27 protein-coding genes, 1 tRNA gene and 1 riboswitch are annotated in these 26,795 nt (G+C 65.2%); of the genes, 10 read left to right on the top strand and 18 right to left on the bottom strand.

Going from position 1 to position 26,795, the window contains the following annotated elements:
• Positions 1-42: 42 nt before the first annotated feature.
• The 13 genes from truB to NMB43_RS05685 form a co-directional block, all read right to left on the bottom strand.
• A complete protein-coding gene (truB, locus tag NMB43_RS05745; protein ID WP_494351196.1) occupies positions 43-951 on the bottom strand; it encodes a tRNA pseudouridine(55) synthase TruB in 909 nt (302 codons plus the stop codon).
• A complete protein-coding gene (gene rbfA / locus NMB43_RS05740) occupies positions 948-1,325 on the bottom strand; it encodes a 30S ribosome-binding factor RbfA (RefSeq protein WP_494351195.1) in 378 nt (125 codons plus the stop codon). The genes truB and rbfA overlap by 4 nt, the downstream gene beginning before the upstream one ends.
• A gap of 87 nt (positions 1,326-1,412) precedes the next feature.
• Positions 1,413-4,139, bottom strand: coding sequence for a translation initiation factor IF-2 (gene infB, locus NMB43_RS05735; RefSeq protein WP_494351194.1), 2,727 nt, complete (start codon positions 4,137-4,139; stop codon positions 1,413-1,415).
• A gap of 18 nt (positions 4,140-4,157) precedes the next feature.
• Positions 4,158-5,630 carry a transcription termination factor NusA gene (gene nusA, locus NMB43_RS05730; RefSeq protein ID WP_494351193.1) on the bottom strand — a complete coding sequence of 491 codons (1,473 nt, stop codon included), beginning with the start codon at positions 5,628-5,630 and terminating at the stop codon, positions 4,158-4,160.
• Positions 5,631-5,656: 26 nt separating this feature from the next.
• Positions 5,657-6,088: a ribosome maturation factor RimP gene (gene rimP, locus NMB43_RS05725; protein ID WP_494351192.1), complete on the bottom strand. Its 432-nt coding sequence runs from the start codon at positions 6,086-6,088 to the stop codon at positions 5,657-5,659.
• 162 nt (positions 6,089-6,250) lie between these two features.
• Positions 6,251-7,471 (bottom strand): 23S rRNA pseudouridine(2605) synthase RluB, encoded by a 1,221-nt coding sequence (rluB, locus tag NMB43_RS05720; protein ID WP_494351191.1) that lies wholly within the window; start codon positions 7,469-7,471, stop codon positions 6,251-6,253.
• Complete coding sequence (gene scpB / locus NMB43_RS05715; protein ID WP_494351190.1) at positions 7,416-8,150, bottom strand: SMC-Scp complex subunit ScpB; 735 nt, start codon at positions 8,148-8,150, stop codon at positions 7,416-7,418. The genes rluB and scpB overlap by 56 nt, the downstream gene beginning before the upstream one ends.
• Positions 8,116-8,943 carry a segregation and condensation protein A gene (locus tag NMB43_RS05710; protein ID WP_494351189.1) on the bottom strand — a complete coding sequence of 276 codons (828 nt, stop codon included), beginning with the start codon at positions 8,941-8,943 and terminating at the stop codon, positions 8,116-8,118. The genes scpB and NMB43_RS05710 overlap by 35 nt, the downstream gene beginning before the upstream one ends.
• 4 nt (positions 8,944-8,947) lie before the next feature.
• Positions 8,948-10,150: a tryptophan--tRNA ligase gene (locus NMB43_RS05705; protein WP_494351188.1), complete on the bottom strand. Its 1,203-nt coding sequence runs from the start codon at positions 10,148-10,150 to the stop codon at positions 8,948-8,950.
• 16 nt (positions 10,151-10,166) lie between these two features.
• Positions 10,167-10,835, bottom strand: a complete 669-nt coding sequence (locus tag NMB43_RS05700) for a site-2 protease family protein (RefSeq protein WP_494351187.1) — start codon at positions 10,833-10,835, stop codon at positions 10,167-10,169.
• 44 nt (positions 10,836-10,879) lie between these two features.
• Positions 10,880-11,509 carry an L-threonylcarbamoyladenylate synthase gene (locus NMB43_RS05695; RefSeq protein ID WP_494351186.1) on the bottom strand — a complete coding sequence of 210 codons (630 nt, stop codon included), beginning with the start codon at positions 11,507-11,509 and terminating at the stop codon, positions 10,880-10,882.
• Between the two features lie 3 nt (positions 11,510-11,512).
• Positions 11,513-12,355 (bottom strand): 3',5'-nucleoside bisphosphate phosphatase, encoded by an 843-nt coding sequence (locus tag NMB43_RS05690; protein WP_494351185.1) that lies wholly within the window; start codon positions 12,353-12,355, stop codon positions 11,513-11,515.
• Positions 12,356-12,440: 85 nt separating this feature from the next.
• A complete protein-coding gene (locus NMB43_RS05685) occupies positions 12,441-13,649 on the bottom strand; it encodes an NAD(P)/FAD-dependent oxidoreductase (RefSeq protein ID WP_494352118.1) in 1,209 nt (402 codons plus the stop codon).
• A gap of 371 nt (positions 13,650-14,020) precedes the next feature.
• On the opposite strand from NMB43_RS05685, the gene NMB43_RS05680 reads away from it, so the two are divergent.
• The 7 genes from NMB43_RS05680 to NMB43_RS05650 all read left to right on the top strand — a co-directional run bounded on the left by NMB43_RS05680 (position 14,021) and on the right by NMB43_RS05650 (position 21,141).
• A complete protein-coding gene (locus tag NMB43_RS05680) occupies positions 14,021-14,848 on the top strand; it encodes a CPBP family intramembrane glutamic endopeptidase (protein ID WP_494351184.1) in 828 nt (275 codons plus the stop codon).
• A gap of 56 nt (positions 14,849-14,904) precedes the next feature.
• A riboswitch (glycine riboswitch) is annotated at positions 14,905-14,998 on the top strand.
• 296 nt (positions 14,999-15,294) lie between these two features.
• Complete coding sequence (gene gcvT, locus NMB43_RS05675) at positions 15,295-16,377, top strand: glycine cleavage system aminomethyltransferase GcvT (RefSeq protein WP_494351183.1); 1,083 nt, start codon at positions 15,295-15,297, stop codon at positions 16,375-16,377.
• 49 nt (positions 16,378-16,426) lie between these two features.
• Positions 16,427-16,810 (top strand): glycine cleavage system protein GcvH, encoded by a 384-nt coding sequence (gene gcvH, locus NMB43_RS05670; RefSeq protein ID WP_494351182.1) that lies wholly within the window; start codon positions 16,427-16,429, stop codon positions 16,808-16,810.
• Positions 16,811-16,816: 6 nt separating this feature from the next.
• Complete coding sequence (locus NMB43_RS05665) at positions 16,817-16,996, top strand: hypothetical protein (RefSeq protein WP_494351181.1); 180 nt, start codon at positions 16,817-16,819, stop codon at positions 16,994-16,996.
• Positions 16,997-17,127: 131 nt separating this feature from the next.
• Complete coding sequence (locus tag NMB43_RS05660; RefSeq protein ID WP_494351180.1) at positions 17,128-17,394, top strand: chorismate mutase; 267 nt, start codon at positions 17,128-17,130, stop codon at positions 17,392-17,394.
• Positions 17,395-17,500: 106 nt separating this feature from the next.
• Entirely contained in the window at positions 17,501-20,431 is a 2,931-nt protein-coding gene (gcvP, locus tag NMB43_RS05655) for an aminomethyl-transferring glycine dehydrogenase (RefSeq protein WP_494351179.1), read from the top strand.
• A 179-nt stretch (positions 20,432-20,610) separates the two neighbouring features.
• Entirely contained in the window at positions 20,611-21,141 is a 531-nt protein-coding gene (locus NMB43_RS05650; protein ID WP_494351178.1) for an REP-associated tyrosine transposase, read from the top strand.
• A gap of 111 nt (positions 21,142-21,252) precedes the next feature.
• Here NMB43_RS05650 and NMB43_RS05645 read toward each other — a convergent pair whose 3' ends face one another.
• Complete coding sequence (locus tag NMB43_RS05645; RefSeq protein ID WP_494351177.1) at positions 21,253-21,780, bottom strand: J domain-containing protein; 528 nt, start codon at positions 21,778-21,780, stop codon at positions 21,253-21,255.
• 148 nt (positions 21,781-21,928) lie between these two features.
• Entirely contained in the window at positions 21,929-22,303 is a 375-nt protein-coding gene (locus NMB43_RS05640; protein ID WP_494351176.1) for a winged helix-turn-helix transcriptional regulator, read from the bottom strand.
• Positions 22,304-22,471: 168 nt separating this feature from the next.
• On the opposite strand from NMB43_RS05640, the gene NMB43_RS05635 reads away from it, so the two are divergent.
• Together NMB43_RS05635 and NMB43_RS05630 are read left to right on the top strand one after the other, a co-directional pair.
• Entirely contained in the window at positions 22,472-23,323 is an 852-nt protein-coding gene (locus NMB43_RS05635; RefSeq protein ID WP_494351175.1) for an SDR family oxidoreductase, read from the top strand.
• A 149-nt stretch (positions 23,324-23,472) separates the two neighbouring features.
• The gene (locus NMB43_RS05630) at positions 23,473-23,796 is read left to right on the top strand and encodes a DUF5710 domain-containing protein (protein WP_494351174.1); all 324 of its coding nucleotides are present in this window, start codon (positions 23,473-23,475) and stop codon (positions 23,794-23,796) included.
• A gap of 47 nt (positions 23,797-23,843) precedes the next feature.
• On the opposite strand, the gene NMB43_RS05625 is transcribed toward NMB43_RS05630, so the two are convergent.
• Positions 23,844-23,931, bottom strand: a tRNA-Ser gene (locus NMB43_RS05625).
• 231 nt (positions 23,932-24,162) lie between these two features.
• Between NMB43_RS05625 and NMB43_RS05620 the strand changes: the two genes are divergently transcribed.
• Positions 24,163-24,840 carry a Bax inhibitor-1/YccA family protein gene (locus NMB43_RS05620; protein WP_494351173.1) on the top strand — a complete coding sequence of 226 codons (678 nt, stop codon included), beginning with the start codon at positions 24,163-24,165 and terminating at the stop codon, positions 24,838-24,840.
• 45 nt (positions 24,841-24,885) lie between these two features.
• On the opposite strand, the gene NMB43_RS05615 is transcribed toward NMB43_RS05620, so the two are convergent.
• Together NMB43_RS05615 and NMB43_RS05610 are read right to left on the bottom strand one after the other, a co-directional pair.
• The gene (locus NMB43_RS05615) at positions 24,886-26,004 is read right to left on the bottom strand and encodes a patatin-like phospholipase family protein (RefSeq protein ID WP_494351172.1); all 1,119 of its coding nucleotides are present in this window, start codon (positions 26,002-26,004) and stop codon (positions 24,886-24,888) included.
• Between the two features lies 1 nt (position 26,005).
• Positions 26,006-26,791: a 3-hydroxybutyrate dehydrogenase gene (locus NMB43_RS05610; protein ID WP_494351171.1), complete on the bottom strand. Its 786-nt coding sequence runs from the start codon at positions 26,789-26,791 to the stop codon at positions 26,006-26,008.
• Positions 26,792-26,795 lie beyond the last annotated feature (4 nt).

Raw genomic sequence — 26,795 nt, 5'->3', positions numbered from 1 at the left:
ACCCGGCCTTGGCCGGGTTTCTTTTTGGTATCTGCGCTGCTTTCAGACCGTCTGCTGGGCCACCAGGCGTACCGGCTCCAACTTACCCGCACTTTGCCGGCCCAAGCCCACGAAACGTAGACCGACGTATACCCGGCACTCGCCACTCTGCTGCTCGTCCTGCGGAACTGGATTGCCGCAGCAGAAGCGACGCCCGAGGTCATCGTCCAGGCGGGCCAGCGGAAGATGATCCAACAGCGCATCGACCGGCAGCAAGCAGCGCGCTCGTGCTGCTTCATCGCGCGCCTCCAGTCCGGCCAGCGAATGTGCATCGGCCAGTTGCAATGGGCCGGTCGCCACACGTCGCAATCCGGTCAAGTGCGCACCGCAGGCCAGCGCATGACCGATGTCCTCGGCCAGGGTCCGGATATAGGTGCCCTTGCTGCAGCGGACCCGGATGCGCAAGCGCGGCAACTCGATTCGCTCAATCTCCAGCTCGTGGATGCTCACCCGACGCGCCTGGCGCTCGATCTCGACTCCTTGCCGCGCGTACTCGTATAAGGCCTTGCCCTGGTGCTTGAGCGCCGAGTACATCGGCGGCACCTGCTCGATCTCTCCCAGGAAGCGGGTACAGGCAGCGCGCACGGCGGTTTCGTCGCAGCGCACCTCGGCCTGGGCCAACACCTCGCCCTCCGCGTCACCGGTGCTCGTCGTCACGCCCAGCAGGATATCGGCCACATAGGTCTTGTCGGCTTCCAGCAGGACATGCGAGAACTTCGTCGCCTCGCCGAACAGCACCGGCAACAAGCCGGTCGCCATCGGGTCCAGCGTGCCGGTGTGACCAGCCTTGGCTGCGTTGAAGAGGCGGCGCGCCTTCTGCAAGGCGGTATTCGAGGTCATGCCGCCATCCTTGTCGAGCAGCAGCACGCCGTCCACCACCTGCCAGCGACGACGCATCTGGGGAGCGTTCATTCGGGCTTGTCGTCCTCTTTGCCGGTCGAAGCCATGGCCTGGTCGATCAGCGAAGACAGGTGTGCGCCCCGCTCCAGCGACGGGTCATAGACGAAGTGCAGTTCCGGCGTGGTGTGGATGCGTACGCGGCGCCCCAGTTCGCGGCGCAGGAAGCCACTGGCGCGGCGCAGGCCCTCGATGATGCCAGGCGCAGCGGCCTCACCCTTGAGGCTGGTGAAGAACACCTTGGCGTGGCTGTAGTCCGGCGTAATTTCGACGTCGGTCAGCGTGATGAAGCCCACGCGCGGATCCTTGACCTCCAGGCGGATCAGTTCGGCCAACTCGCGCTTGATCTGCTCGACCACACGCTCGGAACGGGAAAAATCTTTTGGCATATCTGCCTCCAAGCCCGGCCATGCCGGGACAAAAAGCCAACGGGCCCCGACGGGGCCCGTTGGTCCAGCGACGCCCCTGGCAGCCGCTTAAAGGGTACGCGCGATCTCCTGGATCTCGTAGACCTCGAGTTGGTCCAGTTCCTGGATGTCACTGAAGTTCTTAATGGACAGGCCACACTCGAAGCCGGCCTTCACTTCCTTCACGTCGTCCTTGAAGCGCTTGAGGGATTCCAGCTCGCCATCGTGCAACACCACGTTGTTGCGCAGTACGCGCACACGCGAGTTGCGCTTGACGATGCCGTCCAGCACGTAACAGCCCGCAATCGTGCCAACCTTCGAGATGACGATGACCTGGCGGATCTCGACCGTACCGATGATCTGCTCGCGCTTTTCGGGCGCCAGCATGCCGGACAGGGCCGCCTTCACCTCATCTACAGCATCGTAGATGATGTTGTAGTAGCGAATGTCTACGCCGAAGCTCTCGGCCAGCTTGCGCGCATTCGCATCGGCACGGGTGTTGAAGCCGATGATGACGGCCTTCGAGGCCTGCGCCAGGTTGACGTCGGACTCGGAGATGCCGCCCACGGCACCGTGGATGACCTGCACGCGCACTTCTTCGTTGGAGAGCTTGGTAAGCGACTGCACCAGCGCTTCCTGCGAGCCTTGCACGTCAGCCTTGACGATGAGGGGCAGCGTCTTGACTTCGCCTTCCTTCATCTGATCCATCAGGGACTCGAGCTTGGCGGCCTGCTGCTTGGCAAGCTTCACATCACGGAACTTGCCCTGCCGGAACAGGGCGATTTCGCGTGCGCGACGCTCGTCGGCCAGCGCCATGACATCGTCGCCAGCGCCCGGCACGTCCGACAAGCCGAGAATCTCCACCGGAATCGACGGCCCCGCTTCGTTGATGGGCTTGCCGTTTTCGTCCAGCATGGCACGAATACGACCGAAGGTCGCCCCGGCCAGGATCACGTCGCCGCGCTTGAGCGTACCGCTCTGCACCAGCATCGTCGCCACCGGACCGCGCCCCTTGTCGAGACGCGCCTCGATGATCAGGCCCTTGGCCAGCGTGTCCTTCTGCGCCTTCAGTTCCAGCACTTCAGCTTGCAGCAGGATGGCTTCCAGCAACTCGTCGATGCCCTTGCCGGTCTTGGCTGAGACGGCCATGAACATGGCCTCGCCGCCGTACTCTTCCGGCACCACGCCTTCGGCGACCAGCTCCTGCTTGACGCGCTCGGGGTTGGCTTCCGGCTTGTCGATCTTGTTCACCGCCACAACGATGGGCACACCGGCCGCCTTTGCGTGGTGGATGGCTTCCTTGGTCTGCGGCATGACGCCGTCGTCGGCAGCCACAACCAGCACGACAATATCGGTCGCCTTGGCACCGCGTGCACGCATGGCCGTGAAAGCCTCGTGACCGGGGGTGTCGAGGAAACTGATCATGCCGCGATCGGTTTCCACGTGATAGGCACCAATGTGCTGCGTGATGCCGCCAGCCTCGCCCGCCGCCACCTTGGCGCGACGGATGTAGTCCAGCAGCGAGGTCTTGCCGTGGTCAACGTGACCCATGACAGTCACCACCGGCGCACGCGGCTCCAGCGGTACATCCTTGTGCTCGTCGCCCTCGTCGAGGAAGGCTTCCGGATCGTCCAGCTTGGCCGCCAGCGCCTTGTGGCCCATTTCCTCGACTACGATCATGGCCGTTTCCTGGTCCAGCACCTGGTTGATGGTGACCATCTGGCCCAGCATCATCATCTTCTTGATGACTTCGGTCGCCTTCACCGCCATCTTGTGTGCGAGGTCGGCCACCGAGATCGTCTCGGGCACATGTACCTCGCGGATAACCGGCTCGGTCGGCGCCTGGAAACTGGTTCCTTGATCCTGGTGACGGCCCCCGTGACGGCCGCCCTTGGGCCCGCCACGCCAGCCGCCGGCACCGCCGCCGGCATCGCCGCGCGTCTTGATCTGACGCCGCTTGGCTGCATCGTCCTGCCAGCCCGTGGGTTTGGCCGGCGCAGCCTTCTTGACGCCCGCTTTATCGTCGGCCTTGGCCGGCTTGTGCAGGGTTCCGGTCTTGCCGCCCTCGGCCGCCTTGGCCTTTTCGGCCGCGGCTTGACGCGCCGCCTCCTCAGCCTGACGACGCGCTTCGTCAGCAAGCTTGCGGGCAGCCTCGCGCTCCTGCTTGGCCTTCAGTTCGGCAGCCTGGTGGGCCAGCAGATCGCGATGGCGCTTCTCATCCAACTCGCGCGCGGTGAGCTTGCGTTCAGGCTTGACCTCAACAACCGGCTCGCTCGGCACTTCGGGTTCAGCCACGACGACTTCCGCCACGACAACCTCGGGTTCGGCCACGACGGGCTCCGGCTCCGGCTCAGGCAACGGCTCCGGGATCGGCTCCGGTGCCAGCACGACCGGCTCGACCGTTTCTACCACGACCTCTTGCTGGGGCTGCGGAACTTCGACCGCGGGCACGCTGGTTTCGGGCGCAATCTCGGCTTCGCCGACTCCACCCTCACCGTCATCGCGCTTGACGAAGACGCGCTTCTTGCGCACCTCGACCTGGATGGTGCGTGATTTGCCGCTGGAGTCCGCCGCCTTGATCTCGGTGGTCTGCTTGCGCGTCAGCGTGATCTTGGACTTGGGTGCCGTCTCGCCATGCGAACGACGCAGGTAGTCCAGCAGGCGCGCCTTGTCCTGCTCGCTCACGCTGTCGGTGGAGGCGGACTTGGTCACCCCTGCCTTCTGCAACTGTTCGAGCAATGCCGCGGCAGGCATTTTCAGTTCGGTGGCGAAATCCGCCACACTCATTGTCGTCATACCCTACTTCTCCCCCGCTTACTCGAACCAGTGCGCACGCGCCTTGGTGATCAGATCCTTGGCCCGCGCCTCATCGACGCCCCCGATTTCCATGAGCTCGTCGACGGCCAGATCGGCCAGGTCGTCACGGGTCTTCACTTCAGCCGTGGCCAGCTTCGCTGCCAGCGACTTGTCCATGCCTTCGAGGTTGAGCAGATCCTCGGACACGTTCTCCAACTGTTCCTCGGACACGATGGCCTCGGTCAGCAGCACATTGCGCGCACGCGTGCGCAGCTCATTGACCGTTTCTTCGTCAAACGCCTCGATCTCCAGCATTTCGGCCAGCGGCACGTAGGCCACCTCTTCCAGCGAGGAGAAGCCCTCCTCGATCAGGATGTCGGCCACTTCCTCGTCCACGTCGAGCTTTTCGCAGAACAGACCGCGCAGACGGCCATTCTCGGCTTCGCTACGCTCTGCGGCAGCCTCGACGGTCATCAGGTTGATGTTCCAGCCGGTCAGCTCGGAGGCGAGCTTGACGTTCTGGCCGCCACGACCGATGGCCATGGCGAGGTTACCCTCGTCAACCACCACGTCCATGCTGTGTGCTTCTTCGTCAACCACGATGGAGCTGACCTCGGCCGGCGCCAGCGCATTGATGACGAACTGCGCCGGATCAGGCGACCACAACACGATGTCGACGTTTTCACCGCCCAGCTCGTTGCGCACTGCGGTCACGCGCGAACCGCGCAGGCCCACGCAGGTGCCGATCGGGTCGATGCGCTGGTCGTTGGCCTTGACGGCGATCTTGGCGCGCAAGCCGGCGTCGCGGGCTGCCGCCTTGATTTCCAGCAGGCCATCCTCGATCTCAGGCACTTCCAGTTCGAACAGCTTGGAGATGAAATCCGGTGCGCTGCGCGACAGCACGAGTTGCGGCCCACGTGCGCTGCGGTCGATGCGCAACAGGTAGGCACGCACACGGTCGCCGACGCGCAGGTTTTCCTTCGGAATCTGCTGGTCGCGCGGCAGCACGGCCTCCAGGCGACCCGCCTCGATGATGGCGTTGCCACGCTCGATGCGCTTGACGCTGCCGGTCACCAGATGCTCCTTGCGCTCCAGGAAGTCGTTGAGGATCTGCTCGCGCTCGGCGTCGCGGATCTTCTGCAGGATCACCTGCTTGGCGGCCTGCGCACCGATGCGGCCGAAGTCGACGGGCTCCAGCGCTTCCTCGACGAAATCGCCGATCTGGATGTCCGGGTATTCCTCGCGCGCGTCGATCAGGCCCATCTGGGCTTCGTCATTCTCGACTTCAGCATCCAGCATCACCACCCAGCGACGGAAGGCTTCGTAGTCACCCGTTTCACGGTCGATGCTCACGCGCACGTCGGCATCATCGTGAATGCGCTTCTTGGTGGCCGAAGCCAAGGCCATTTCGAGCGCGGTGAACACGATCTCTTTGGGCACGTTTTTCTCGCGCGCCAGCACATCGACGGTCAGCAGAACTTCGCGACTCATTCCTCAAATCTCCCGAAAGCGGATGCTCAATCAAACTTGGGCACGAGACGGGCGCGCTCGATCTCTTCGAGCTCGCACACCAGTTCGCCCTTCTCTGTCTCGACCACGGCCGCGCCATCGCGCAGGCCAACGAGACGACCCGTAAAGTTGCGTTGATTGTTGATCGGCAGGCGAATGCGCAGTTGCACGTCATGGCCGGCGAAGCGCTCGAAATCGGCCGCCTTGGTCAGCGGGCGGTCGAGCCCCGGGGAAGACACTTCCAGGCGGTCGTAGTCGACGCCTTCGACCTCCAGCACGCGCTGCAGATGGTGGCTCACCGTGGCACAGTCATCGACTGTGATGCCCCGCTCGATGTCGATGAAGATGCGCAGCAGACGTCCCTTGGGCGAACTCTCGATATCCACGAGTTCGTAGCCAATGGCGCTGACGGCCTGCTCGACGATGCCTTTAACGTTCATTCCGGCGCTACAAATAAAAAATGGGCGCAATGCCCATCCCGATCAAACAGCCCCCGCCGCGGATGAACGCAACGAAAGCCCGGTCAACAAAACGCACGGAGTGTAGCATGCGGCTGCGCAACAGTAAATGCGCAGCCGCTCCCGGCAAGGCTTGCAGTGGCCTCAGGCCTGCTGCGGCTGCGGCGGCTTGGCGCCCTTGGCGCGACGCGGCCGGGTCGAGCGCGGCCCCTTGGGCGGACGGCGATCCTTGGGGTTGGTCTGCTTCTTGACCACGGGCTTGCCGGTGAGCTTGGCCACCAGATCGGGAGCCATCTCCTCGTACATGCCACGCTTGAGGCGACGCGGCAGCTCGATCGCGCCATAGCGCACGCGCATCAGGCGGCTGACCGTCAGGCCCAGGCTCTCGAACATGCGGCGCACCTCGCGGTTACGCCCCTCCGAGATCGACACCCGATACCAACGATTGGCGCCCTCTCCGCCATCTTCGCGGACCATGTTGAACTTGGCCAGGCCATCATCAAGCTGTACGCCATTCTTGAGGCTGTCCATCTGCTCCGGCGTCAGCTCGCCCAGCAGGCGTACGGCGTATTCGCGCTCGATCTCGTAGCGCGGATGCATCATGCGGTTGGCCAACTCGCCGTTGTCGGTAAACAACAGCAAGCCACTGGTGTTGAAGTCGAGACGGCCGATCGCGATCCAGCGGCCCTTGTTGAGCTTGGGCAGGCGTTCGAAGACGGTCGGACGGCCCTCCGGATCGTCCTTGGAGACGATCTCGCCTTCGGGCTTGTGATAGACCAGTACGCGCGCCGCGCGTTCGGCAAAGCGCACGTTGATGAGCTTGCCATTGACCTTGACACGATCGCCCGGGCCGATCTTCTGTCCGAGCGAGGTAGGCAAGCCATTGACGCTCACGCGCCCAGCCATGATCCATTCTTCGACTTCACGCCGCGAAGCATAGCCCGCCGCAGCCAGCACCTTCTGGATACGCTCGCCCTCAGCATTGAGCAGTTCGCCCTTGGCGCCACCGCCGCCGGACTGGTTGCCACGCCCGCGACGACCGCCGGCGGCCTGGGCGCCCTGTGGCCCACGCTGACGCCGCCCACCACCGGGCAGATCGAGCGGGCGCGCCGCAGCGTTATCGCCAATGCTGCTCAGGAACGCGAGCTGGCTGTCGTCTTCGTGTTCGTGGTCGTGATCGCCGAAATCATCGTGCATGACGTTGAAGTCGTCGTCGGCTCGATTGAAATTGACCTCTCCATCCGGCGTCGCGGCGGGGTTGGCTTTGCGCGGTCCGCGCGAACGGCGGCGCCGTTGCGGCGCGCTGGTGTCACCCGTGGTCGGGTTCGGACGCGTCGGGCGACGCGGCTTCTGCGGTGTCGACAAGGTCGAGAACTCCTTCGATCTCGCTCAGGGGCGGCAGCTCAGTGAGGCTGCGCAGGCCGAGATCGTCTAGAAACTTTTTGGTTGTTGCGAACAGGGCCGGGCGGCCCGGTGTATCGCGGTGGCCGACAGTGTCGATCCAGCCGCGGGTTTCCAGCAATTTGATGATCTGACTGGAAACGGCAACGCCACGGATTTCTTCAATGTCGCCGCGCGTCACGGGCTGACGATACACGATGATGGCCAATGTTTCCAAGACCGCGCGTGAATATCGTGGTGCGCGCGTCTCCTTGAGGCGGGCCAGATAGACCTGCAGATCGGGCCGGGTCTGGAAGCGCCAACCCGTGGCGAGACGCAGCAGATTGACGCTGCGACCGCTCCAGTCCTGCTGCAGATCCTCCAGCAAACGCCCCACCAAGGCGTGGCCGATATCCGGTTCAAACAGGCGGCGCAGCTCGGCCACGCTCATCGGATCGACCGCCGACAGCAGCGCGGCTTCGAGCACCTGCTTGGCCAGCACGACGTCGATTCCTGCCTCGTCGAGGCTGCCGGCCTCGCCTGCGTCCGCCGGCGTGACCTCTTCTTCCGGCGTCACGTCAGACGACAGGGCCGGCGCAGCGGGCAAGCCGTCCGCGACTTCGGACACCTCAGGCTGCGGCGGCAGATTCTGGGGCTCGGACATAGATGGGCTCCATCGGCGCGTTCTGGGTAATTTCGATCAGGCGCTCCTTGCACAGCTCCAGTACGGCCAGGAAGCCGACGATCAGGCTCGCCACGCCATGCGTGATGTCGAACAGCTCGGTGAACTGCACGAACTGGCTGCCCTGCAGGCGGCGCAGGATCTGCGTCATGTATTCCCGCACCGACAACTCTTCGCGCTGGATGTGGTGATGCTGGTTCAGCCTGGCGCGCCGCAGGAGGTCCAGCCAAGCACTCTGCAGATCGACCAGGCTCACCTCGGGCAGGCGCTCGACGACCACCGCCTCGGCGATCTGCACGGCCGTCCATTCGTAATCGCGCTCGACGCGCGGCACCTGGTCGATCAGGCGCGCGGCCTGTTTGATCCGCTCGTATTCGACCAAGCGGCGGACCAGTTCGGCGCGCGGGTCCTCCTCGCTGTCCTCGGCCTTCTCGCGCGGCGGCTTGGGCAACAGCATGCGCGACTTGATGTCGAGCAGCATGGCGGCCATCAACAGGTATTCGGCCGCCAGTTCCAGATTGGTCGCACGCATCGCCTCGACATAGCCGAGGTACTGCTCGGTCAGCGGCGCCATCGGGATGTCCAGGATGTCCAGGTTGGCGCGGCGGATCAGGTACAGCAACAGGTCGAGCGGCCCCTCGAAGGTGTCGAGGAAGACTTCCAGCGCATCCGGCGGAATGTACAGATCCGTCGGCAGCGTCAGGAGCGGCTGGCCGTGGATGCGGGCGAGCACCAGCTCGCCCTGTTGCGGAGTCGACGCGAGCGGCTCGCTCATGGCCTCAGGAGTAGGCGAGCCCCATGGCGGCGCGCACGTCCTGCATGGTTTGCTCGGCCACCACGCGGGCACGCTCGGTGCCATGCGCAAGCACCTCGCGCACCAGCTTGGGGTTCTCGACGTACTTCATGGCGCGTTCGTGCATCGGCGCCTGCTCGGCCAGCATCGCGTCGATGACAGGCTGCTTGCATTCGAGACAGCCGATGCCAGCAGAGCGGCAGCCGGCCTGCACCCACTCGCGCGTCTCGGCGGTGGAATAGACCTGGTGCAGGCTCCACACCGGGCAGCGTGTCGGTTCGCCCGGGTCGGTGCGGCGCACCCGCTGGGTATCGGTCGGCATGGTCTTGATCTTCTTGGCCAGCGCCTCCGGCTCCTCACGCATCATGACCGTGTTGCCGTAGGACTTTGACATCTTCTGGCCGTCCAGGCCGACCACACGCGAAGCCTCGGTCAGCAAGGCGCCTGGCTCGGTGAGGATCTGCTTGCCACTGCCATCGAAATAGCCGTAGAGGCGCTCACGATCGGCGTTCGACAGACTGGCCGATTCGGCGATCAATGCGCGACCCTGCTCCAGCGCGGCCTTGTCGCCCTCCTGCTGGAAACGGGTGCGCAGCTCCAGGAACAGCTTGTCGCGCTTGCCACCGAGCTTCTTGACCGCCGCCTTGGCCTTCTCTTCAAAACCGGGCTCGCGCCCGAACAGGTGGTTGAAGCGACGCGCCACTTCGCGCGTGAGTTCGATGTGCGGCACCTGATCCTCACCCACCGGCACGTGATTGGCCTGGTAGAGCAGGATGTCCGCGCTCTGCAGCAGCGGGTAGCCGAGGAAACCGTAGGTGGCGAGGTCCTTGCCGGAGAGCTTCTCCTGCTGGTCCTTGTAGGTCGGCACCCGCTCCAGCCAGCCCAGCGGCGTCATCATCGACAGCAGCAGGTGCAGCTCGGCATGCTGCGGCAGGCGGCTCTGGATGAAGATGGTCGACTTCTCCGGGTCGACGCCGGCAGCCAGCCAGTCGATGACCATGTCCCACACGCTGTTCTCGATGACCTGCACATCGTCGTAGGCCGTGGTCAGCGCATGCCAGTCGGCGACGAAGAAGAAGCATTCCATCTCCTCCTGCAGGCGCACCCAGTTCTTGAGGGCGCCGTGATAGTGGCCGATGTGCAGACGGCCGGTGGGCCGCATGCCGGAAAGAACGCGTTGGCGAGACATAGGTGGGGGGACCCTCTCAGGAACCGGTAACGATGTAGATGAATTGCCGGATCGGCACCAGCAGCGGCCAGATGAGCTTGTCGAGCACGCCGAAGTACAACAGGCCGATCAGGATGAAGAAGCCGTAGGGCTCCACGCGCGAGAGCTGCCAGGCATAGCGATGCGGCAGCAGGCTGACCATGATGCGCCCGCCGTCCAGCGGCGGCACGGGAATCAGGTTCAGCAAGGCCAGGCCCAGGTTCACGACGATGCCGCCCTGCGCCATGGTGTAGAGAAATTGCGCCAACAGACCACCATCGCCGAAGCCGCGCGCCAGCATGCCGCCGACGATGGCCCAGGCGAAAGCCTGTACGAAGTTGATGCCGGGGCCGGCAGCGGCGACCCACAGCATGTCCTGCTTGGGACGGCGCAGATTGCCGAAGTTGACCGGCACCGGCTTGGCCCAGCCAAAAGGCGGGAACTGCGCGCCGGTCACCGCGTTGCTGAGCATGATCGCGCCCGGGATCAGCAAGGTACCGATCGGATCAACGTGCTTGATCGGATTGAGCGTGATGCGGCCCAGCATGTAGGCCGTGTTGTCGCCGAACATGCGCGCGACATAGCCGTGGGCGGCCTCGTGCAGGGTGATCGCGAGGATCACCGGCGGCGCCCACAACAGAATCGACAAGAGAGTGCTGCTTTCCATGGGGTGGGGATTGTACCGGATGCCCGCGAGCCGCCCGCCGGCACTCAGTTTTCGAAGCCAAACGGCTGCAGATCGCCCTTGCCGGCGCGGATCAACTCCGGCGCACCGGAGGACAGGTCGATCACCGTCGTGACCTCCAGGCCACAGGAGCCGGCGGCGACCACCAGTTCGACCTGTTTACCGAGGCGCTCCCGGATTTCGTCCGGATCGGTGAGCGGCTCATCCTCGCCCGGCAGCAACAGGGACGAGGTCAGGATCGGCTCCCCCAGTTCCTCCAGCAGGGCGGAGATCACCGGATGATCCGGCACGCGCAGGCCGATGGTCTTGCGCTTGGGGTGCAGCACGCGGCGTGGCAGCTCCTTGGTCGCCTCCAGGATGAAGGTGTAGGGGCCGGGCGTCACCGCCTTGAGCAGGCGGTACTGCACATTGTCGACGCGGGCGTAGTTGGCGATCTGCGACAGGTCGCGGCACATCAGGGTGAAGTGATGGCGCTCGTCGACGCCCCGGATGCGGCGGATGCGGTCCAGCACGGCCGCATCCCCCAGATGGCCTACCAGCGCATAGGCCGCATCGGTCGGCAGCGCGATCAGACCGCCGTCGCGCAAGACCTGCGCCGCCTGACGGATCAGGCGGGCTTGCGGTTGTTCGGGATGGATTTCGAAGAACTGTGCCATGACTCAGACCAGGCGGCTCCAGATCGGCGTCAGATCGGGCGGCAGCGGATCGGCACGCCCCAGATCAACGGCACTCTCGCCCGGCCCATGGAAATCCGAGGCGCGCGATGCCAGGAAGCCGTACTTGCGCGCCACACTGGCAAATTCATTGACGTGCTGCGCGGTGTGCGATCCGGTGACGACCTCGATGCCATCGCCCCCCAACTCAGCAAACTCCTTCAGCAGCGCCGTCATCTCGGCCTTGCTGAGACGGCAGCGCCCCGGGTGCGCGATCACCGCCAGCCCGCCCGCCGCGTGGATCCAGTTCACTGCGTCGGCCAGCGTGGCCCACTCATGCTCCACGAAGCCTGGCTTGCCGCGCACCAGGTAATGATCGAACACGCTCGGCACATCGCGCACCAGGCCGATATCGACCAGGTAACGCGCGAAATGGGCACGGCTGATCAACGCAGGATTACCGGCCAGACCGGCCGCACCTTCATAGGCCCCCTTGATGCCGATGGCTGCCAGCGCGTCGCCCATGCGCTGGGCGCGGCCGTCGCGGCCGTCGCGCACATGGTTGAGGCCGGCAACCAGCACCGGATGCGTCGGATCGATGGCCAGCCCGACGATATGCACCGTCTGCTCGCAATACGACACCGAGATCTCCACGCCGTCGATGAAGCGCACCCCCAAGGCCTCCGCCGCCGCACGGGCTTCGCGCAGCCCGCCCAGCTCGTCATGATCGGTCAGGGCCAGCAGGTCGACACCGTTGGCGTGCGCACGGCGCACCACCTCGGTCGGGCTCAGCAGCCCGTCGGACACGGTGGAGTGGCAGTGAAGGTCAGCATTCAGCGGGGCAACCATGGGACGCAGAGAAGGAAACCGGGGAACAGAGTCTGGATTGTCGCACTGTGGGTGGCCTCGGAGTCGGCTACCCGATCAGAAATGCTCAGGATTTACCGCCCGTGATCAATCGGGCGCCTCGCTTGAACGTCACGAACGACCACGCCCAATTGAGCATGACCACCATGCGATTGCGGAAATCGATGAGGAAGAAGATGTGCACCAAGCCCCATAACCACCAGGCCAGCGAACCGCGCACGCGCATCCACCCGAAGTCAGCCACGGCGGCGCGACGACCAATCGTCGCGAGATTGCCCCAGTTGAAGTAACGGAACGGAGCGGGTTCAGTCTGGCCTGCCAGACGCGCGCGGATCACTTGCGCCACGTACCGCCCTGCCTGTTTGGCGGCGGGTGCCACACCCGGCACGGGCTTGCCGGCGGCATCAACGAGGGTCGCGGTATCGCCGATCACGAACACCTCGGGGTGCCCTGGCAGACTGAAGTCCGGCTGCACTTTGACACGCCCGGCACGGTCCGCCTCCGCCCCCAGCCAAGCCGCAGCGGGCGAGGCCTGCACACCCGCAGCCCACACGATGGTGCCTGCGGGCACCGGCTCGGCCTCATCGCCCGTGCCAAGCACCACACCGTGGGAGTCGCACTGGCTCACGGCACGGCCGAGGCGCACTTCAACACCCAGTTTTTCGAGCGACTTGCGCGCAGCCTCCGACAGGGGCTCCGGGAAGGTTGCGAGTACACGCGGCCCCGCCTCGACGAGCATCACACGGGCCTGGCGCGGATCGATGTGGCGAAAATCGGCAGCCAATGCAGTGCGGGCAAGTTCGGCGACCGCGCCAGCCATCTCGACGCCCGTGGGCCCGCCCCCCACGATGACAATGGTCAGCAGGCGACGACGCTCCGCTTCGTCGTCCGCCATCTCGGCCTGCTCGAAGGCCATCAGCAGTCGATGGCGAATGGCCGTGGCGTCTTCGACAGTCTTGAGGCCAGGCGCAAAGGTTTCCCACTCGTCATGGCCGAAATAGGCGTGGCGTGCACCGGTGGCCAGGATGAGGTAGTCATAGCCGATACGCCCCTCGCGCACGCCGTTGTGGCCGAAGACTTCACGCCGCTCGATATCGATGCCTTGCACATCGCCGAGTACCACGGTGGCATTCGCTTGACGTGCGACGACAGCGCGGATCGGTGCCGCGATATCTGCAGGGGACAAGCCCGCCGTGGCGATTTGGTAAAGCAGGGGCTGGAAGAGATGGTGGTTGCGGCGGTCGATCAGCAAGACGTCGACCGGGGTGCGGGCCAATGCGCGGGCCGCAGACAGGCCCCCGAAACCGGCACCAACGATGACGACACGGGGATGTGAGCTCAAACAAACTCCTCGTTTACGGACAAGCTAGAAAGAGGCGGAGACTGAATCTCAAGCCCATCGACGAAACGGATGCCGCAGGCCTCGGCCGCGGCACGCGCCTCGGCCGGACGACCACCCGGCTCGTCGTGGTCAGTCAGTGCCAACAGGTCGGCACCCTCGACGCACGACCTCCGTCGAGCGCCGCAAACCATCAGATTCGGTTGCGCACAGTCATGCCGGCAGTTTACCGCAGCGCGACAAGCCCCCGCTTGACCATCTGCTCCCCCTGACGCAGGCTGCGCGCCGCGTCTCTCCATCACCCTGCCATGCCCGACACCCTTGCCTTGCTCAGTTTCGCCTGCCTGTTCGGCGCCAGCCTCAGCGCGCTGGCCGGCTGGCGCAAGCTAGCTTACGGGCTGGGCAGCGGCGCAGTAGTGGGCGGAGGCCTGTCAGGCCTGCTGCAAGCGGCCGCGCTGCCGGCCCTGCTGGCCGCCATCGCGCTGCTGTGGGCACACGCGCGGCAGCCCGCCTGGCGACTATGGACGGCAGCGCTGATCGTGGCGCTGGCGCTCGCGGCGACACTGCACCTGCTGCCCGGTTTCGAACGCCTGGTATGGCGTGAGGGCTTCGGCCGCACGGGCAGCGGTCTGCTGCGCTGGCAACTGGATAAGGGATTCGCCGGCCTGCTCCTCCTGCTCGCCTTTCTGCCCACGCGCCCGGTGCTGGGCGACTGGGGCCGGCAGCTCGCTGTGCTCGCCGCCTGCGTGCTGAGCCTGCCACTGCTGGGCTGGGCGCTGGGCCTGGCCACGCCTGATCCGCGCTGGCTGCCGGGCGCGGCCCAGTGGCTGCTGGGTAACCTGTTCCTGACCGTGATCGCCGAGGAGGCCTTCTTCCGCCTCTGCGTCCAACACCCACTACAACAGACCTTCGGCCAACGGACGCGACATGCCCCGTGGCTGGCTCTGCTGCTCAGCGCGGGCCTGTTCGCCGCGGTGCACGCGCCCTGGGGCGCCGGCTTCGCCTGCCTCGCCGGCGTGGCGGGTCTGGCCTACGGCTGGCTCGGGCGGCGTCCCGAGCTCCTCGCTTGGAGCGTGGCCTGCCATGCGCTCACCAATGCCGCCATCCTGCTGTGGATGCACTCGGCTTACGGCTGATTTCACATGCTGCAAAGCAGCTCGCTTGAGCCGCCCCCGTCACGCCGGTATAGTCGCGACTCTGTTTGGGAGAGCGCTCGCTTCAACTGACGAGCCGCCGAAGGCGTAACCCCCCGGGAACCGCTCAGGCAAAAGGACTGGACAGGAACTGCAAATCTGGAGAGCGATGCCCGCGATACGCGGAGGCATCCACCGAAGGGGCACTCGCAGCGGTAGATGAGTGCTTCAGCGGGCGAGCGAGCGATTTGCTGGCAAGGCGGCTTGCGCAGACAGTACGAAAGTACGGCGAGCAAGCCAACGTAGCCAGCGAAACGCACAGCCGCCCGATGAGGCGCTCAGCGAAATCTCTCAGGTACCAAGGACAGATGGGGGCCGCACTCACGCAAGGAGTCCGGCCCTTTTTCATTTGTCCTAACCTGAAGTTGGCTCGCCAACGGGAGAACGCCGTGCCCAAGCAAACCCCGCTCTACGACATCCACCTCGCAGCCGGCGCCAAGATCGTCGACTTCGCCGGCTGGGACATGCCCATCCACTACGGATCGCAGCTCGAAGAGCACAAGATCGTACGGGCAGACGCTGGCATGTTCGACGTCTCGCACATGCTGCCGGTGGACATCAACGGCGCCGGCGCACGCGACTTCCTGCGCCGCCTGCTGGCCAACGATGTGGCCAAGCTGACCGAAACCGGCAAGGCGCTCTACTCCTGCATGCTCAACGAAGCCGGTGGTGTGGTCGACGACCTGATCACCTACTACTTCGCGCCCGACTTCTATCGCATCGTGGTCAATGCCGGCACCGCCGACAAGGACGTGGCCTGGATGCGCAAGCAGGCGGCCGCCATGCACGGCGCCAACGTGACCATCACCCCGCGCCGCGAGCTGGCGATCATTGCGGTGCAAGGCCCCCAGGCCAAGGCCAAGGTGTGGGCCGCCCTGCCCGGCTCGCAGGCCGCGTCCGAACACCTCAAGTACTTCCAGGCCGCCATCTGGGGCGAGTTCACGCTCTGCGCCACCGGCTACACCGGCGAGCAGGGCTTCGAGATCATCCTGCCGGCCATCGAGGCTGCCGCCACCTGGAATGCGCTGGCCGCACACGGCGTCAAGCCGATCGGCCTGGGCGCACGCGACACCCTGCGCCTGGAAGCCGGCATGAACCTCTACGGCTCCGACATGGACGACAGCACGAATCCGCTGGAATCCGGCCTGGGCTGGACCATCGACCTGAAGAGCGAGCGCGATTTCGTCGGTCGCAAGGCGCTCGAAGCCACGCCGCCGCAGAAGACCCTGGTCGGCATCGTGCTGGAAGACCGTGGCGTGCTACGTTCCCACATGGCCGTCTTCACCGCCCAGGGCGAAGGCGAGACCACCAGTGGCAGCTTCGCGCCCAGCATGAACGCCTCCATCGCCTTCGCCCGCGTGCCGCTGGGCGTGCAGGTCGGCGACGCGGTCGAAGTCGACATCCGCGGCAAGCGCCTCAAGGCGCGCGTCGTGAAGATGCCTTTCGTGCGCAACGGCAAGGTACTGGTCTGACGCCCGAATTCACACCCACTACAACGAACCACCAATCCAGGAGCATTCCATGAGCATTCCCGCCAACCTGCGCTACACCGCCTCGCATGAATGGGTCCGCAAGGAACCGGACAACACCCTCACCGTGGGCATCACGGACCATGCACAGAACGCACTGGGCGACATCGTGTTCCTCGATCTGCCGGAAGCCGGCCGTGTGGTGAAGGCCGGTGAAGAAGTTGCGGTGGTCGAGTCGGTCAAGGCGGCTTCCGACATCTACGCCCCGGTCGCCGGTGAGATCGTCGCTCGCAACGACGAGGCCATCGACGCGCCGGAATCGGTCAACACCGACGCTTACGCCGCCTGGCTGTTCAAGATCAAGCCGGCCAACCTGGACGACATCGACGCGCTGCTCGACGCTGCTGGCTACAAGGCCGCGGTCGACGCCGAGTAAAGCCGCGTGCCCGCACCCGAGCGCAGCCCGCTGCAGGAACTGCTGCGCTACGTGCTGGTGGGCGGTGGCATGGCCTTGACCGTGCTGCTGCTGTCGCGTGGCAAGTGGCTACTCGGTGCGCTGATCGGCTTGTGGGTATTGGCGGCGGGACTCGGTTTGTTCCGCCGCGGCCGGCGCCGTTCGTAGGGTGGGTTAGGCCGCAGGCCGTAACCCACCATGCCAACTTTTCATGCGGGCGCCTGGCGCCCGGAAGCTGTACGACCGGTGGGTTACGCCTGCGGCTAAGCCACCCTAAGCAAACCCAGGCAGACGCCGCGATGGAACAACTTGCCCATCTTCGCCAGCACATTGACGAGATCGACGCCCAGTTAGTGGCACTGCTGGCGCGTCGTTTCACCCTGACCGATGAGGTCGGCGTGTTGAAGAAGCAGCATGGACTACCCGCGACCGACGAAGCCAGAGAGTTGGCACAGATGGCGCGCATCGAGCAACTCGCCACACAACACGGGCTCGCGCCGGATCTGGCGCAGAGATTCCTGCGCGTGGTGATCGACGAGGTCGTCGCGCGCCACAAACAGATTTGATTCACCCCGTCCGCGCCGTGGCCCTGGCCTCTGCGAACGGAAGCACACAAGACACTGGAGCCCTGCCTTCGCAGGGATGACAAGCAACACCGAACCGAGACCTGCCATGACCCAGCCTCTCTCCGCCCCGCTCTCCTCCCTCGAACAACGCGACGCCTTCATCGGCCGCCACCTCGGCTCGAACGAGACCGAGATCGCCGCCATGCTGGCCGCCATCAGCGCCCCCAGCGTTGATGCGCTGATTGCCGAAACCGTGCCGGCTGCCATCCGCCTGGAGAAGCCGCTGCCCATCGCCAACGCCGTGCCCGAGCATGTCGCGCTGGCCGAGCTGAAGGCGATTGCGTCGAAGAACCAGATCAAGCGTTCGCTGATCGGCATGGGCTACTACGACACGCTGACGCCGGCCGTCATCCTGCGCAACGTGATGGAGAACCCCGGCTGGTACACCGCCTACACGCCCTACCAGGCCGAGATTGCGCAGGGCCGCCTGGAGGCGCTGCTGAACTGGCAACAGATGGTGTGCGACCTGACCGGCATGGAACTGGCCAACGCCTCGCTGCTGGACGAAGCCACCGCCGCCGCCGAGGCGATGACGATGGCGCGCCGCGTCTCCAAGTCGAAGAGCAATGTGTTCTTCGTCGACGCCGCCTGCTTCCCGCAGACCATCGACGTGGTGAAGACGCGCGCCGCGTACTTCGGCTACGAGCTGTTGATCGCGCCGGCCGCACAGGCTGCGGATCAGGAGGCCTTCGGCGTGCTGCTGCAGTATCCGAATGTCACCGGTGAAGTGGCTGACTACAGCGCGCTCATTGCCGCCGCCAAGGCCAAGGGCGCCTGCGTGGCGGTCGCCACCGATCTGATGGCGCTGGTGCTGCTCAAGACCCCGGGCGAGATGGGCGCCGACATCGCCTTCGGCTCCGGCCAGCGCTTCGGTGTGCCGATGGGCTTCGGCGGCCCGCACGCAGCCTTCTTCGCCACGCACGAATCGAACGCCCGCTCGATGGCCGGCCGCATCATCGGCGTGTCGAAGGACGTAGCCGGCAAGACCGCGCTGCGCATGGCCCTGCAGACGCGCGAGCAGCACATCCGCCGCGAGAAGGCCAACTCCAACATCTGCACCTCGCAAGTGCTGCTCGCCAACATGGCCGGCATGTACGCCGTGTACCACGGCCCGGTTGGCTTGAAGACCATCGCTTCGCGCATCCACCGCCTGGCCGCACTGTTCGCCGCCGGCGTCGCCAAGGCGGGCTTCAAGCCGGTCACCAAGCAGTTCTTCGATTCGCTGGACATCGCCACCGGCGAACAGACCGCACGCATCCTGGCCGCGGCCGACGCCGCCGGCTACAACCTGCGCCCGGTGTCGCCCGCCGCGCTGGGCCTATCCTTCGACGAGACCAGCACGCGTGACGACGTGCTGGCCTTGCTCAACGTCTTCGCCGAAGCCGGCAAGCTCGCCAATGTGTGCGAACTGGCCAAGCCCTTCTCGGCGGAAGACATCGACGCGCTGGATGCCACCCTGCCTACCGGCATCCCGGCCGCGCTGGTACGCAGCAGCGCCTTCCTGACCCACCCGGTGTTCAACGCGCATCACACCGAGCACGAGATGCTGCGTTACCTGAAGAAGCTGCAGAACCGCGACCTCGCGCTGGACCACTCGATGATCTCGCTGGGCTCCTGCACCATGAAGCTCAACGCCACCAGCGAGATGATCCCGGTCACCTGGCCCGAGTTCGGCCGCATCCACCCCTTCGCGCCGCGTGCGCAGGTGACGGGCTACCTGGAAATGATCGAGGGCCTCGCCGACTACCTGCGCGCCGTCACCGGCTTCCCGGCCATCTGCATGCAGCCGAACTCCGGCGCGCAGGGCGAATACGCCGGCCTCGTCGCCATCCGCCGCTACCACGCCGCACGTGGCGACGCGCACCGCGACGTGTGCCTGATCCCCAAGTCCGCGCACGGCACCAACCCCGCCACCGCGCAGATGTGCGGGCTGGAAGTCGTGGTGGTCGCCTGTGATGACAATGGCAACGTCGACGTCGCTGACCTCAAGGCCAAGATCGAGCAGTACAAGGAGCGCCTTGCCGCGCTGATGATCACCTACCCCTCCACGCACGGCGTGTTCGAAGAGGCGGTCAAGGAAATCTGCGCACTGGTGCATGCGGCCGGCGGCCAGGTCTACATGGACGGCGCCAACCTCAACGCGCAGGTCGGCCTCACCTCGCCCGCCACCATCGGCGCCGACGTGAGCCACATGAACCTGCACAAGACCTTCTGCATCCCGCACGGCGGCGGCGGCCCCGGCATGGGCCCCATCGGCTTGGCCGCGCACCTCGCCCCGTTCATGGCCGACCACGCCGTCGCCGCCACCGGCGCCGAAGGCCGCGCGCATGCCGGCCAGGGCGCAGTGTCCGCCGCCCCCTTCGGCTCGGCCAGCATCCTGCCGATCAGCTGGATGTACATCCGCATGATGGGCGGCGTCGGCCTCAAGCAGGCCACCGAGATCGCCATCCTCAACGCCAACTACGTCGCCAGCCAGCTCAAGGATCACTACCCGGTGCTCTACGTCGGCGCGCAGGGCCGCGTCGCACACGAATGCATCCTGGATATCCGCCCGATCAAGGCGGCCACCGGCATCAGCGAAGTCGACATCGCCAAGCGCCTGATGGACTACGGCTTCCACGCCCCGACGATGAGCTTCCCGGTGGCCGGCACCATCATGGTCGAACCCACCGAGTCCGAACCAAAGGCCGAGCTGGACCGCTTCATCGCCGCCATGATCGCCATCCGCGACGAGATCCGCCGCATCGAGAACGGCAGCCTCCCGGCCGACAGCAACCCGCTCAAGCACGCCCCGCACACGCAGGCCGACGTCATCAGCCGCGAATGGACCCGCCCCTACTCGCGCGACGAAGCCGTCTTCCCGTTGCCCTGGGTGCGCGACAACAAGTTCTGGCCCTCAGTGAATCGGATTGACGATGTGTATGGGGATCGGAATCTGTTCTGTGCTTGTGTGCCGATGGAGGAATACGAGGGCTGATCAGGGCGTCGCAAAAAAACAGGCCACGCAATGCGTGGCCTTTTCAATTCGTAGCCCGGATGCAGGCAAAGCCGGAATCCGGGGGAGTGCCCAAACTGCCCTCCCCATCCCGGATTCCACTACGCTGCATCCGGGCTACTCGACTACTCGACCTCATCGAACCACTTTCCGGGAAATGCATGGTTCTCTATCGACGGAACTACCTTGCAGGCGGCACTTTCTTCTTCACGGTAACGCTGCGAGACCGTCGTGCGGACCTGCTGGTGCAACACATCGAACTTCTTCGCGCGGCCGTCGCAAGGGTCAAACAAGCTCACCCATTTGACATTGACGCCATGGTGGTAATGCCCGAGCACCTTCACGCCATCTGGACACTCCCGCAAGAAGATCACGATTACTCAGGTCGCTGGAGAGCAATCAAATCGGAGTTTGTTCGCGCACTGAGTCGCAGCGGCGTACCCCTTGAACGCAATGCGCGGGGAGAAGCGAACGTCTGGCAACGCAGGTTCTGGGAGCACACGATCCGTGACGAGCAAGACATGAACCGTCACATCGACTACATCCACTACAACCCCGTCAAACACGGATTTGTACAACGCCCCGCAGACTGGCCACACTCCTCCATCCATCGCTTTATCGCGCAGGGAGTTCTCAATCCGGACTGGGGCGCGGACGAATCATTCGCTGAATCTGGTTTCGGTGAGGCATGAAGCGCATCACCGTAGCCCGGATGCAGCGTAGCGGAATCCGGGAGCTCCAGTCCGCCAATCACGCCCCCCGGATTCCCGGCCTTCGGCCTTCATCCGGGCTACTTGCTGTCTCTAGGTCACCCGTGCCAACAGCGCATCTCGTGCTTCGGTGAGACGCACGAAGGCCTCGTGGCTGCCGCCGACATCCGGGTGGGTGGTCTGGGCGAGCTTGCGGAAGGCGGTCTTGATCTGTGCGGCGGCGAGCTGCCCATCGCGCGGGAGTTTGAGCGCCTCACGGTGTTCGTGCTCGCGGAAGCGACTGGCGTGTGCGGTGTCGCCAGCGTCATGGGCGTAGCCGTACTCGGCATGGATGCGCTCCTGTGCCGCGCGGCGCTGGGCGAAGGCCTGTTGCCGCAACCCGGCCTGATCGGTCTGCCAGCGCGGGCGAGACATGAGGATGCAGGCGGCGAACACGATCCGGCCCTCGCGCTGCAGTTCGTCCAGGTCGAAGGGGCCGACCATCTCGAAGGGTTTGGCAAGCCAGGCATGGCGCCCGCTGGGTGTGACCTCGACGCGGCCCAGCGCGGCCGTCAGGAGGATGCCGGCCGAGCCGTTCCAGACGACCCACTCTTCCGGATCGGGCGATGCGTGTTGAGGCATGGGCACTCTCCGGGCGCGCCCGTCACGACGCGCCACACAGCAGACAGGGACTGAGGGAAATGTCCGCTTTGCGACGGCGAAACAGCGCGCAAGGCGGGTCTGCGGTGCCAGAAGCAAGTTGCAGACCCCGCGCGCGCAGCCCCTCAGCTCAGCCGGCCTGGGTCTGGTCGAACTGCGCGCGGGCGCTGCGGATGACCTCGTGATGCTGGGCGGCCCAATCGACGAGTTGCTTGATCGGCTGCAGGATGGATTCGCCCAGCGGCGTCAGGCGGTAATCCACGCTGGGGGGCTTGGTCGGGTAGACCTGGCGCAGGATGAAGCCGTCGCGCTCCAGCTCGCGCAAGGACTGGGTGAGCATGCGCTTGGAGATGTCGGGCACGGCGCGGTGCAGCTCACTGAAGCGCTGCGGGCGCTCTTCGAGCATCTGCAGGATCAGCGTGGTCCATTTGCTGCCGACGTGGTCCAGCACGTCGCGCACCGGACACAGGCCAGGGTCGAAGCCGAGCAACTGGGTCAGCCGCACGGATCTGTCGCTTGGGCTGGGTAGGTTCCCTGTAGATAACCTGGTCACGAAAAACTGCCTCCTTACGCGGTGAATCAATGGTCTCTAATATAGACCAACACTCCGGCAGAGACTAAAACTCATCCTGTCTCACCGGTGTTCCCCCCCTGATCACCCAAGGAGCATTCCATGATTGCCATTACCGCCGCGTCAGGCCAACTGGGCCGCCTGGTCATCGCCGAGCTGTTGAAGAAACTCCCGGCCCAACAGATCGTAGCTGCCGTGCGCAGCCCGGAGAAACTGGCCGACCTGGCCGCGCTGGGCGTCCAGGTGCGACGCGCCGATTACACCGATCCGGCCTCGCTGGAAGCCGCATTCGCTGGGGTGAGCAAGCTGCTGCTGATCTCGTCGAGCGAGATCGGTCAGCGCACGGTGCAGCATGCCAATGCCATCGAGGCTGCCAGAAAGGCCGGCGTGGGGCTGGTGGCCTACACCAGCATCCTGCGCGCCGACCGCTCGCCGCTGCACCTGGCGCAGGAGCATCTGGCCACCGAGAAGCTGCTGGTGGCGTCGGGCCTGCCGCATGTGCTGCTGCGCAACGGCTGGTACACCGAGAACTATCTGCATGGTGTACCGGCCGCACTGGAACATGGCGTGGTGCTCGGCGCAGCAGGCGAAGGCCGCATCGCCTCGGCCGCGCGCGCCGACTATGCCGCCGCCGCGGCCTCCGTGTTGCTGAGCGATGGCCAGGCCGGCAAGGTGTATGAGCTGGCCGGCGACGAGGCATACACGCTGGGCGAGTTCGCTGCCGAACTGTCACGCCAGTCCGGCAAGGCGGTGGCGTACAAGAACCTGAGCGAGGACGAGTACCGCGAGACGCTGAAGTCCTTCGGCCTGCCGGAAGGTTTCGCGGCACTGCTGGCGCAGTCGGACGCCGGTGCCGCGCTAGGTGGCCTGTTTGACGACGGGCATCAGCTGAGCCGCCTGATCGGCCGGCCGAGCACCTCGCTGGCCTCGCTGATGCAGCGCGCGCTGGCCTGAGCAAGGGGGCCCTGCCAGGGTTCTGTCCAGCGAGCATCGGCACCCGCCGCCTCGCGGACACCACCCAAGTCAGCGTTGCCCACGGCAGCGCTGACTTGTCCCCTGGATGTCCGTAAGATGCGCCCCTCTCCAACCACGCCTGTCACGCCGTGCGATTCGATCTGAAGGTGCCTTTCGCCGAAAAGGACGCGGCCAAGAAGCTCGGCGCGCGCTGGGATGCCGCCAACAAGCTGTGGTACGTGGTGAACAAGGCCGATCTCGCCCCCTTTGCGAAGTGGCACCCCACGCCGCGCGACCCTGCGGCGCCGTCTGCACCGCCCGCCGCTCGCCCCGCTCCCCGCGCCTCGGGTACGCCTGCCAGCCCAGCCAGTGCACCAGTAGTAGGCAGCCGCTATGTCGAGCAACCCCGCGTGTGCGCGTGCCTGCCCTGGGAAGCCTGCGACAAGTGCCAAGCGATGACGCTGTCGGTTTGAGCTAGCAGAAACCAAAAATGCAAAAAGCTCCTGGCGGAGCTTTTTGATGGCGGAGGCGGTGAGATTCGAACTCACGAACGGTTGCCCGTTGCCGGTTTTCAAGACCGGTGCAATCGACCACTCTGCCACACCTCCATCTGGTCGTTCCGCGCGCGATCGCAACGATCCATCGGCGGAAGGTGGGCGATTGTACCCGTTCGGACTTGGTCCGGCCATGTCCGGCGGGCGATTCAAGGAGATGCTGCGGAGCGCATTTGAATCCGCTAGGATCACGCGTGTTTGGCGGGAACCCTTGGGGGTTCGCCCGTGTCAGAGCAGCATCTCAACAATTCAACGCGGCGTTTGCCGCGCCCCTGGAGGACATCAATGGAACAACGCATCCCCAATACCCTGTCGACCGGTTATTCGGTCAGCCAGAACAAGGTTCTGCGCAACACCTACGCACTGTTGGCGGTGAGCATGCTGCCCACCATCCTGGGCGCGGCGGTGGGCGTGCAGATGGGCTTCCAGCTCAGCGGCATGATGGGCTTCATCATCTTCATGGCGGTCGCCTTCGGCTTCATGTTTGCCATCGAGAAGTTCAAGAACAGCAGTATCGGCGTCGGCCTGCTGCTGGGCTTCACCTTCTTCATGGGCCTGATGCTGTCGCGCCTGATCGGGGCGATCCTGGGCTACTCGAACGGCGCCACGCTGATTGCCCTGGCAGCGGGCGGCACGGGTCTGGCCTTCTTCGGTCTGTCGGCCGTGGCGACCAGCACCAAGCGCGATCTGTCGGGCATGGGCAAGTTCCTGACCATCGGCTCGCTGCTGCTGCTGGCGGCCGTGGTGGCCAACATCTTCTTCCAGATCCCGGCGCTGACGCTGACGATCCTGGTGGTGCTGCTGGGCCTGTCCTGCGCCTGGCTGGTGTTCGACATCAACCGCATCGTGACGGGCGGCGAAACCAACTACATCACGGCCACGCTGTCGGTGTACATCAGCGTCTACAATATCTTCCAGTCGCTGCTGAGCCTGCTCGGCATCTTCGGCGGCGACCGCGAATGAGCCTGCGCCAGCCGGCTATGAAAAACCCGCCTCACGGCGGGTTTTTTATTGCTTGCGGCGGCCTTTTTTCTGCGCCGCGATGCGCTGCTGGATGAAGGCCTCGCCCTGCCGTTCGCCGTCCTGTAACAGGCGCTGGATGTTGGCCGGGCTGCGGTCGAGCTTGCTCTCGTAGTCCAGCGTGCACAGCAGCGCGTCGGACATCTCGATGAAAGGGATGTGGTAGTCCTTGTCCGGATCATCCGGAAAGCACTTGGGCACCAGCACCGGTTCCCGGATGCCTAGACCAGCGAGAAACTCGGGACGGAAGGCGTCGCGCAGCAGCAGGTCGTTGAGGTGGCAGATGGCGGTGAGTTGGTGGAACAGGGACATGTTGCCGACCATCTCGTTGCGGCGGTCGGAGATTTCCTCCGGCGCCATCGGTAGTTTGCCGCAGCCGGTGGGATTGATCTTGATGACCCAGATCTCCTGCGGCAGGTTGTCGGCGCCCACGAAGGCCGGCTTGATGACCTCGTCGATCGGCGGGTTGTCGGAGAACAGGCCATCCCAGTATGCGCCGCCTTCGAACTCCACGGCCGGGAAGATGTTGGGCACCGCGCATGACGCAAGGATGTGCTCGACGCGGATCGGCCCCAGGCGCGAACAGAACTTCTCCAGCCTGCCTGAAAGCACTTCGGCCGCCCCCAGCAGCAGGGCCGGGCGTGCCGTGCGCAAGTCCTCGCGGGCCAGTGCGGCGAAGTCGATGTGGCGCTCCAGCAAGGCACGGAAATCGGTGAAGTGGTTGCGCAGGTTGGAGTGCGTGAGCGCCGAAACCATCTGCATCAACGGCGAATAGGGGCTGAGGCTCACCTGCGGCAACTGCCCGCGGTTGATGGCACGCAGCGACTCCACGATGTAGTGGTTGAAGCCTTCCTCGGCCTGCGACTGAGCTGTGTTATCGGCCCAGAAATCGAGCATGCGCTGGGGCACATAGTCGTCCCCCACCTGCAGGGCGTACCAGACCAGGGTGGCGCACACCGCGCCACCCGAGGTACCGCTCAGGCTGACCAACTCGAAATGCTCCTGCAGACCGCAGTCGAACAAGGCCTTGAGCGCGCCCGCGGTGAACGCGGTCTGGCTGCCGCCGCCCTGGCAGGTGATGGCGACGCGTCGCTTGGGGGCCGCCATGTCAGTGCGCCGTCCAGGCGCCGTCCACCGGCAAGGCCGTGCCGGTAATGGAACGCGCACCCTCGCTGCACAGGAACACGGCCAGCGCACCCAGTTCATCGACCTCGACGAACTTCTTGGTCCACTGCGCAGCCAGCAGCACGTCGCGGATCACCTGCTCCTCGCTCATGCCACGCGCCTTCGCCGTGTCCGGGATCTGCTTTTCGACCAGCGGCGTCAGCACGTAGCCCGGGCAGATGGCGTTCACGGTGATGCCCTGCTCGGCCACCTCCAGCGCGACGGTCTTGGTCAGGCCCAGGATGGCGTGCTTGCTGGCGACATAGGCCGACTTGAAGGGCGAGGCCACCAGCGCATGCGCCGAGGCGATGTTGATGATGCGCCCCCAACCGCGCTGCTTCATGCCCGGCACTGCGAGGCGGATGGCGTGGAAGGCGGCGGACAGGTTCAGCGCGATGATCAGGTCGTACTTCTCGGGCGGGAAATCCTCGATCGGGCTGACGTGCTGCATGCCGGCGTTGTTGACCAGGATGTCGAGCCGCCCATGCTGCGCCTCGACGCTGCGGATCATCGCCTCGACCTCGGCGGTCTTCGTCAGATCGCCGCCGACGAAGCTCACCGGCACGCCGAACTCCTGCGCCAGGCTGGCGCGCTCGCGCTCGATGGCCTCTGCCTCGCCCAGCCCGTTGATGACCAGGGTGGCGCCCTGCGCGGCCAGCGCGCGTGCGATGCCCAGGCCGATGCCGCTGGTTGATCCGGTGACGAGTGCTACCTTGCCCTTGAGTGTCATGCCG

The sequence above is a fragment of the Uliginosibacterium sangjuense genome, assembly GCF_059132465.1.
This window is presented reverse-complemented; position numbering and strand designations above follow the sequence as displayed.

Excerpts from the sequence above, each read along its gene's own strand:
- truB (WP_494351196.1), bottom strand. The coding sequence starts at position 951 with ATGAACGCTCCCCAGATGCGTCGTCGCTGGCAGGTGGTGGACGGCGTG.
- rbfA (WP_494351195.1), bottom strand. The coding sequence starts at position 1,325 with ATGCCAAAAGATTTTTCCCGTTCCGAGCGTGTGGTCGAGCAGATCAAG.
- infB (WP_494351194.1), bottom strand. The coding sequence starts at position 4,139 with ATGACGACAATGAGTGTGGCGGATTTCGCCACCGAACTGAAAATGCCT.
- nusA (WP_494351193.1), bottom strand. The coding sequence starts at position 5,630 with ATGAGTCGCGAAGTTCTGCTGACCGTCGATGTGCTGGCGCGCGAGAAA.
- rimP (WP_494351192.1), bottom strand. The coding sequence starts at position 6,088 with ATGAACGTTAAAGGCATCGTCGAGCAGGCCGTCAGCGCCATTGGCTAC.
- scpB (WP_494351190.1), bottom strand. The coding sequence starts at position 8,150 with ATGTCCGAGCCCCAGAATCTGCCGCCGCAGCCTGAGGTGTCCGAAGTC.
- NMB43_RS05710 (WP_494351189.1), bottom strand. The coding sequence starts at position 8,943 with ATGAGCGAGCCGCTCGCGTCGACTCCGCAACAGGGCGAGCTGGTGCTC.
- NMB43_RS05705 (WP_494351188.1), bottom strand. The coding sequence starts at position 10,150 with ATGTCTCGCCAACGCGTTCTTTCCGGCATGCGGCCCACCGGCCGTCTG.
- NMB43_RS05700 (WP_494351187.1), bottom strand. The coding sequence starts at position 10,835 with ATGGAAAGCAGCACTCTCTTGTCGATTCTGTTGTGGGCGCCGCCGGTG.
- NMB43_RS05695 (WP_494351186.1), bottom strand. The coding sequence starts at position 11,509 with ATGGCACAGTTCTTCGAAATCCATCCCGAACAACCGCAAGCCCGCCTG.
- NMB43_RS05690 (WP_494351185.1), bottom strand. The coding sequence starts at position 12,355 with ATGGTTGCCCCGCTGAATGCTGACCTTCACTGCCACTCCACCGTGTCC.
- NMB43_RS05680 (WP_494351184.1), top strand. The coding sequence starts at position 14,021 with ATGCCCGACACCCTTGCCTTGCTCAGTTTCGCCTGCCTGTTCGGCGCC.
- gcvH (WP_494351182.1), top strand. The coding sequence starts at position 16,427 with ATGAGCATTCCCGCCAACCTGCGCTACACCGCCTCGCATGAATGGGTC.
- NMB43_RS05660 (WP_494351180.1), top strand. The coding sequence starts at position 17,128 with ATGGAACAACTTGCCCATCTTCGCCAGCACATTGACGAGATCGACGCC.
- gcvP (WP_494351179.1), top strand. The coding sequence starts at position 17,501 with ATGACCCAGCCTCTCTCCGCCCCGCTCTCCTCCCTCGAACAACGCGAC.
- NMB43_RS05650 (WP_494351178.1), top strand. The coding sequence starts at position 20,611 with ATGGTTCTCTATCGACGGAACTACCTTGCAGGCGGCACTTTCTTCTTC.
- NMB43_RS05645 (WP_494351177.1), bottom strand. The coding sequence starts at position 21,780 with ATGCCTCAACACGCATCGCCCGATCCGGAAGAGTGGGTCGTCTGGAAC.
- NMB43_RS05635 (WP_494351175.1), top strand. The coding sequence starts at position 22,472 with ATGATTGCCATTACCGCCGCGTCAGGCCAACTGGGCCGCCTGGTCATC.
- NMB43_RS05620 (WP_494351173.1), top strand. The coding sequence starts at position 24,163 with ATGGAACAACGCATCCCCAATACCCTGTCGACCGGTTATTCGGTCAGC.
- NMB43_RS05615 (WP_494351172.1), bottom strand. The coding sequence starts at position 26,004 with ATGGCGGCCCCCAAGCGACGCGTCGCCATCACCTGCCAGGGCGGCGGC.
- NMB43_RS05610 (WP_494351171.1), bottom strand. The coding sequence starts at position 26,791 with ATGACACTCAAGGGCAAGGTAGCACTCGTCACCGGATCAACCAGCGGC.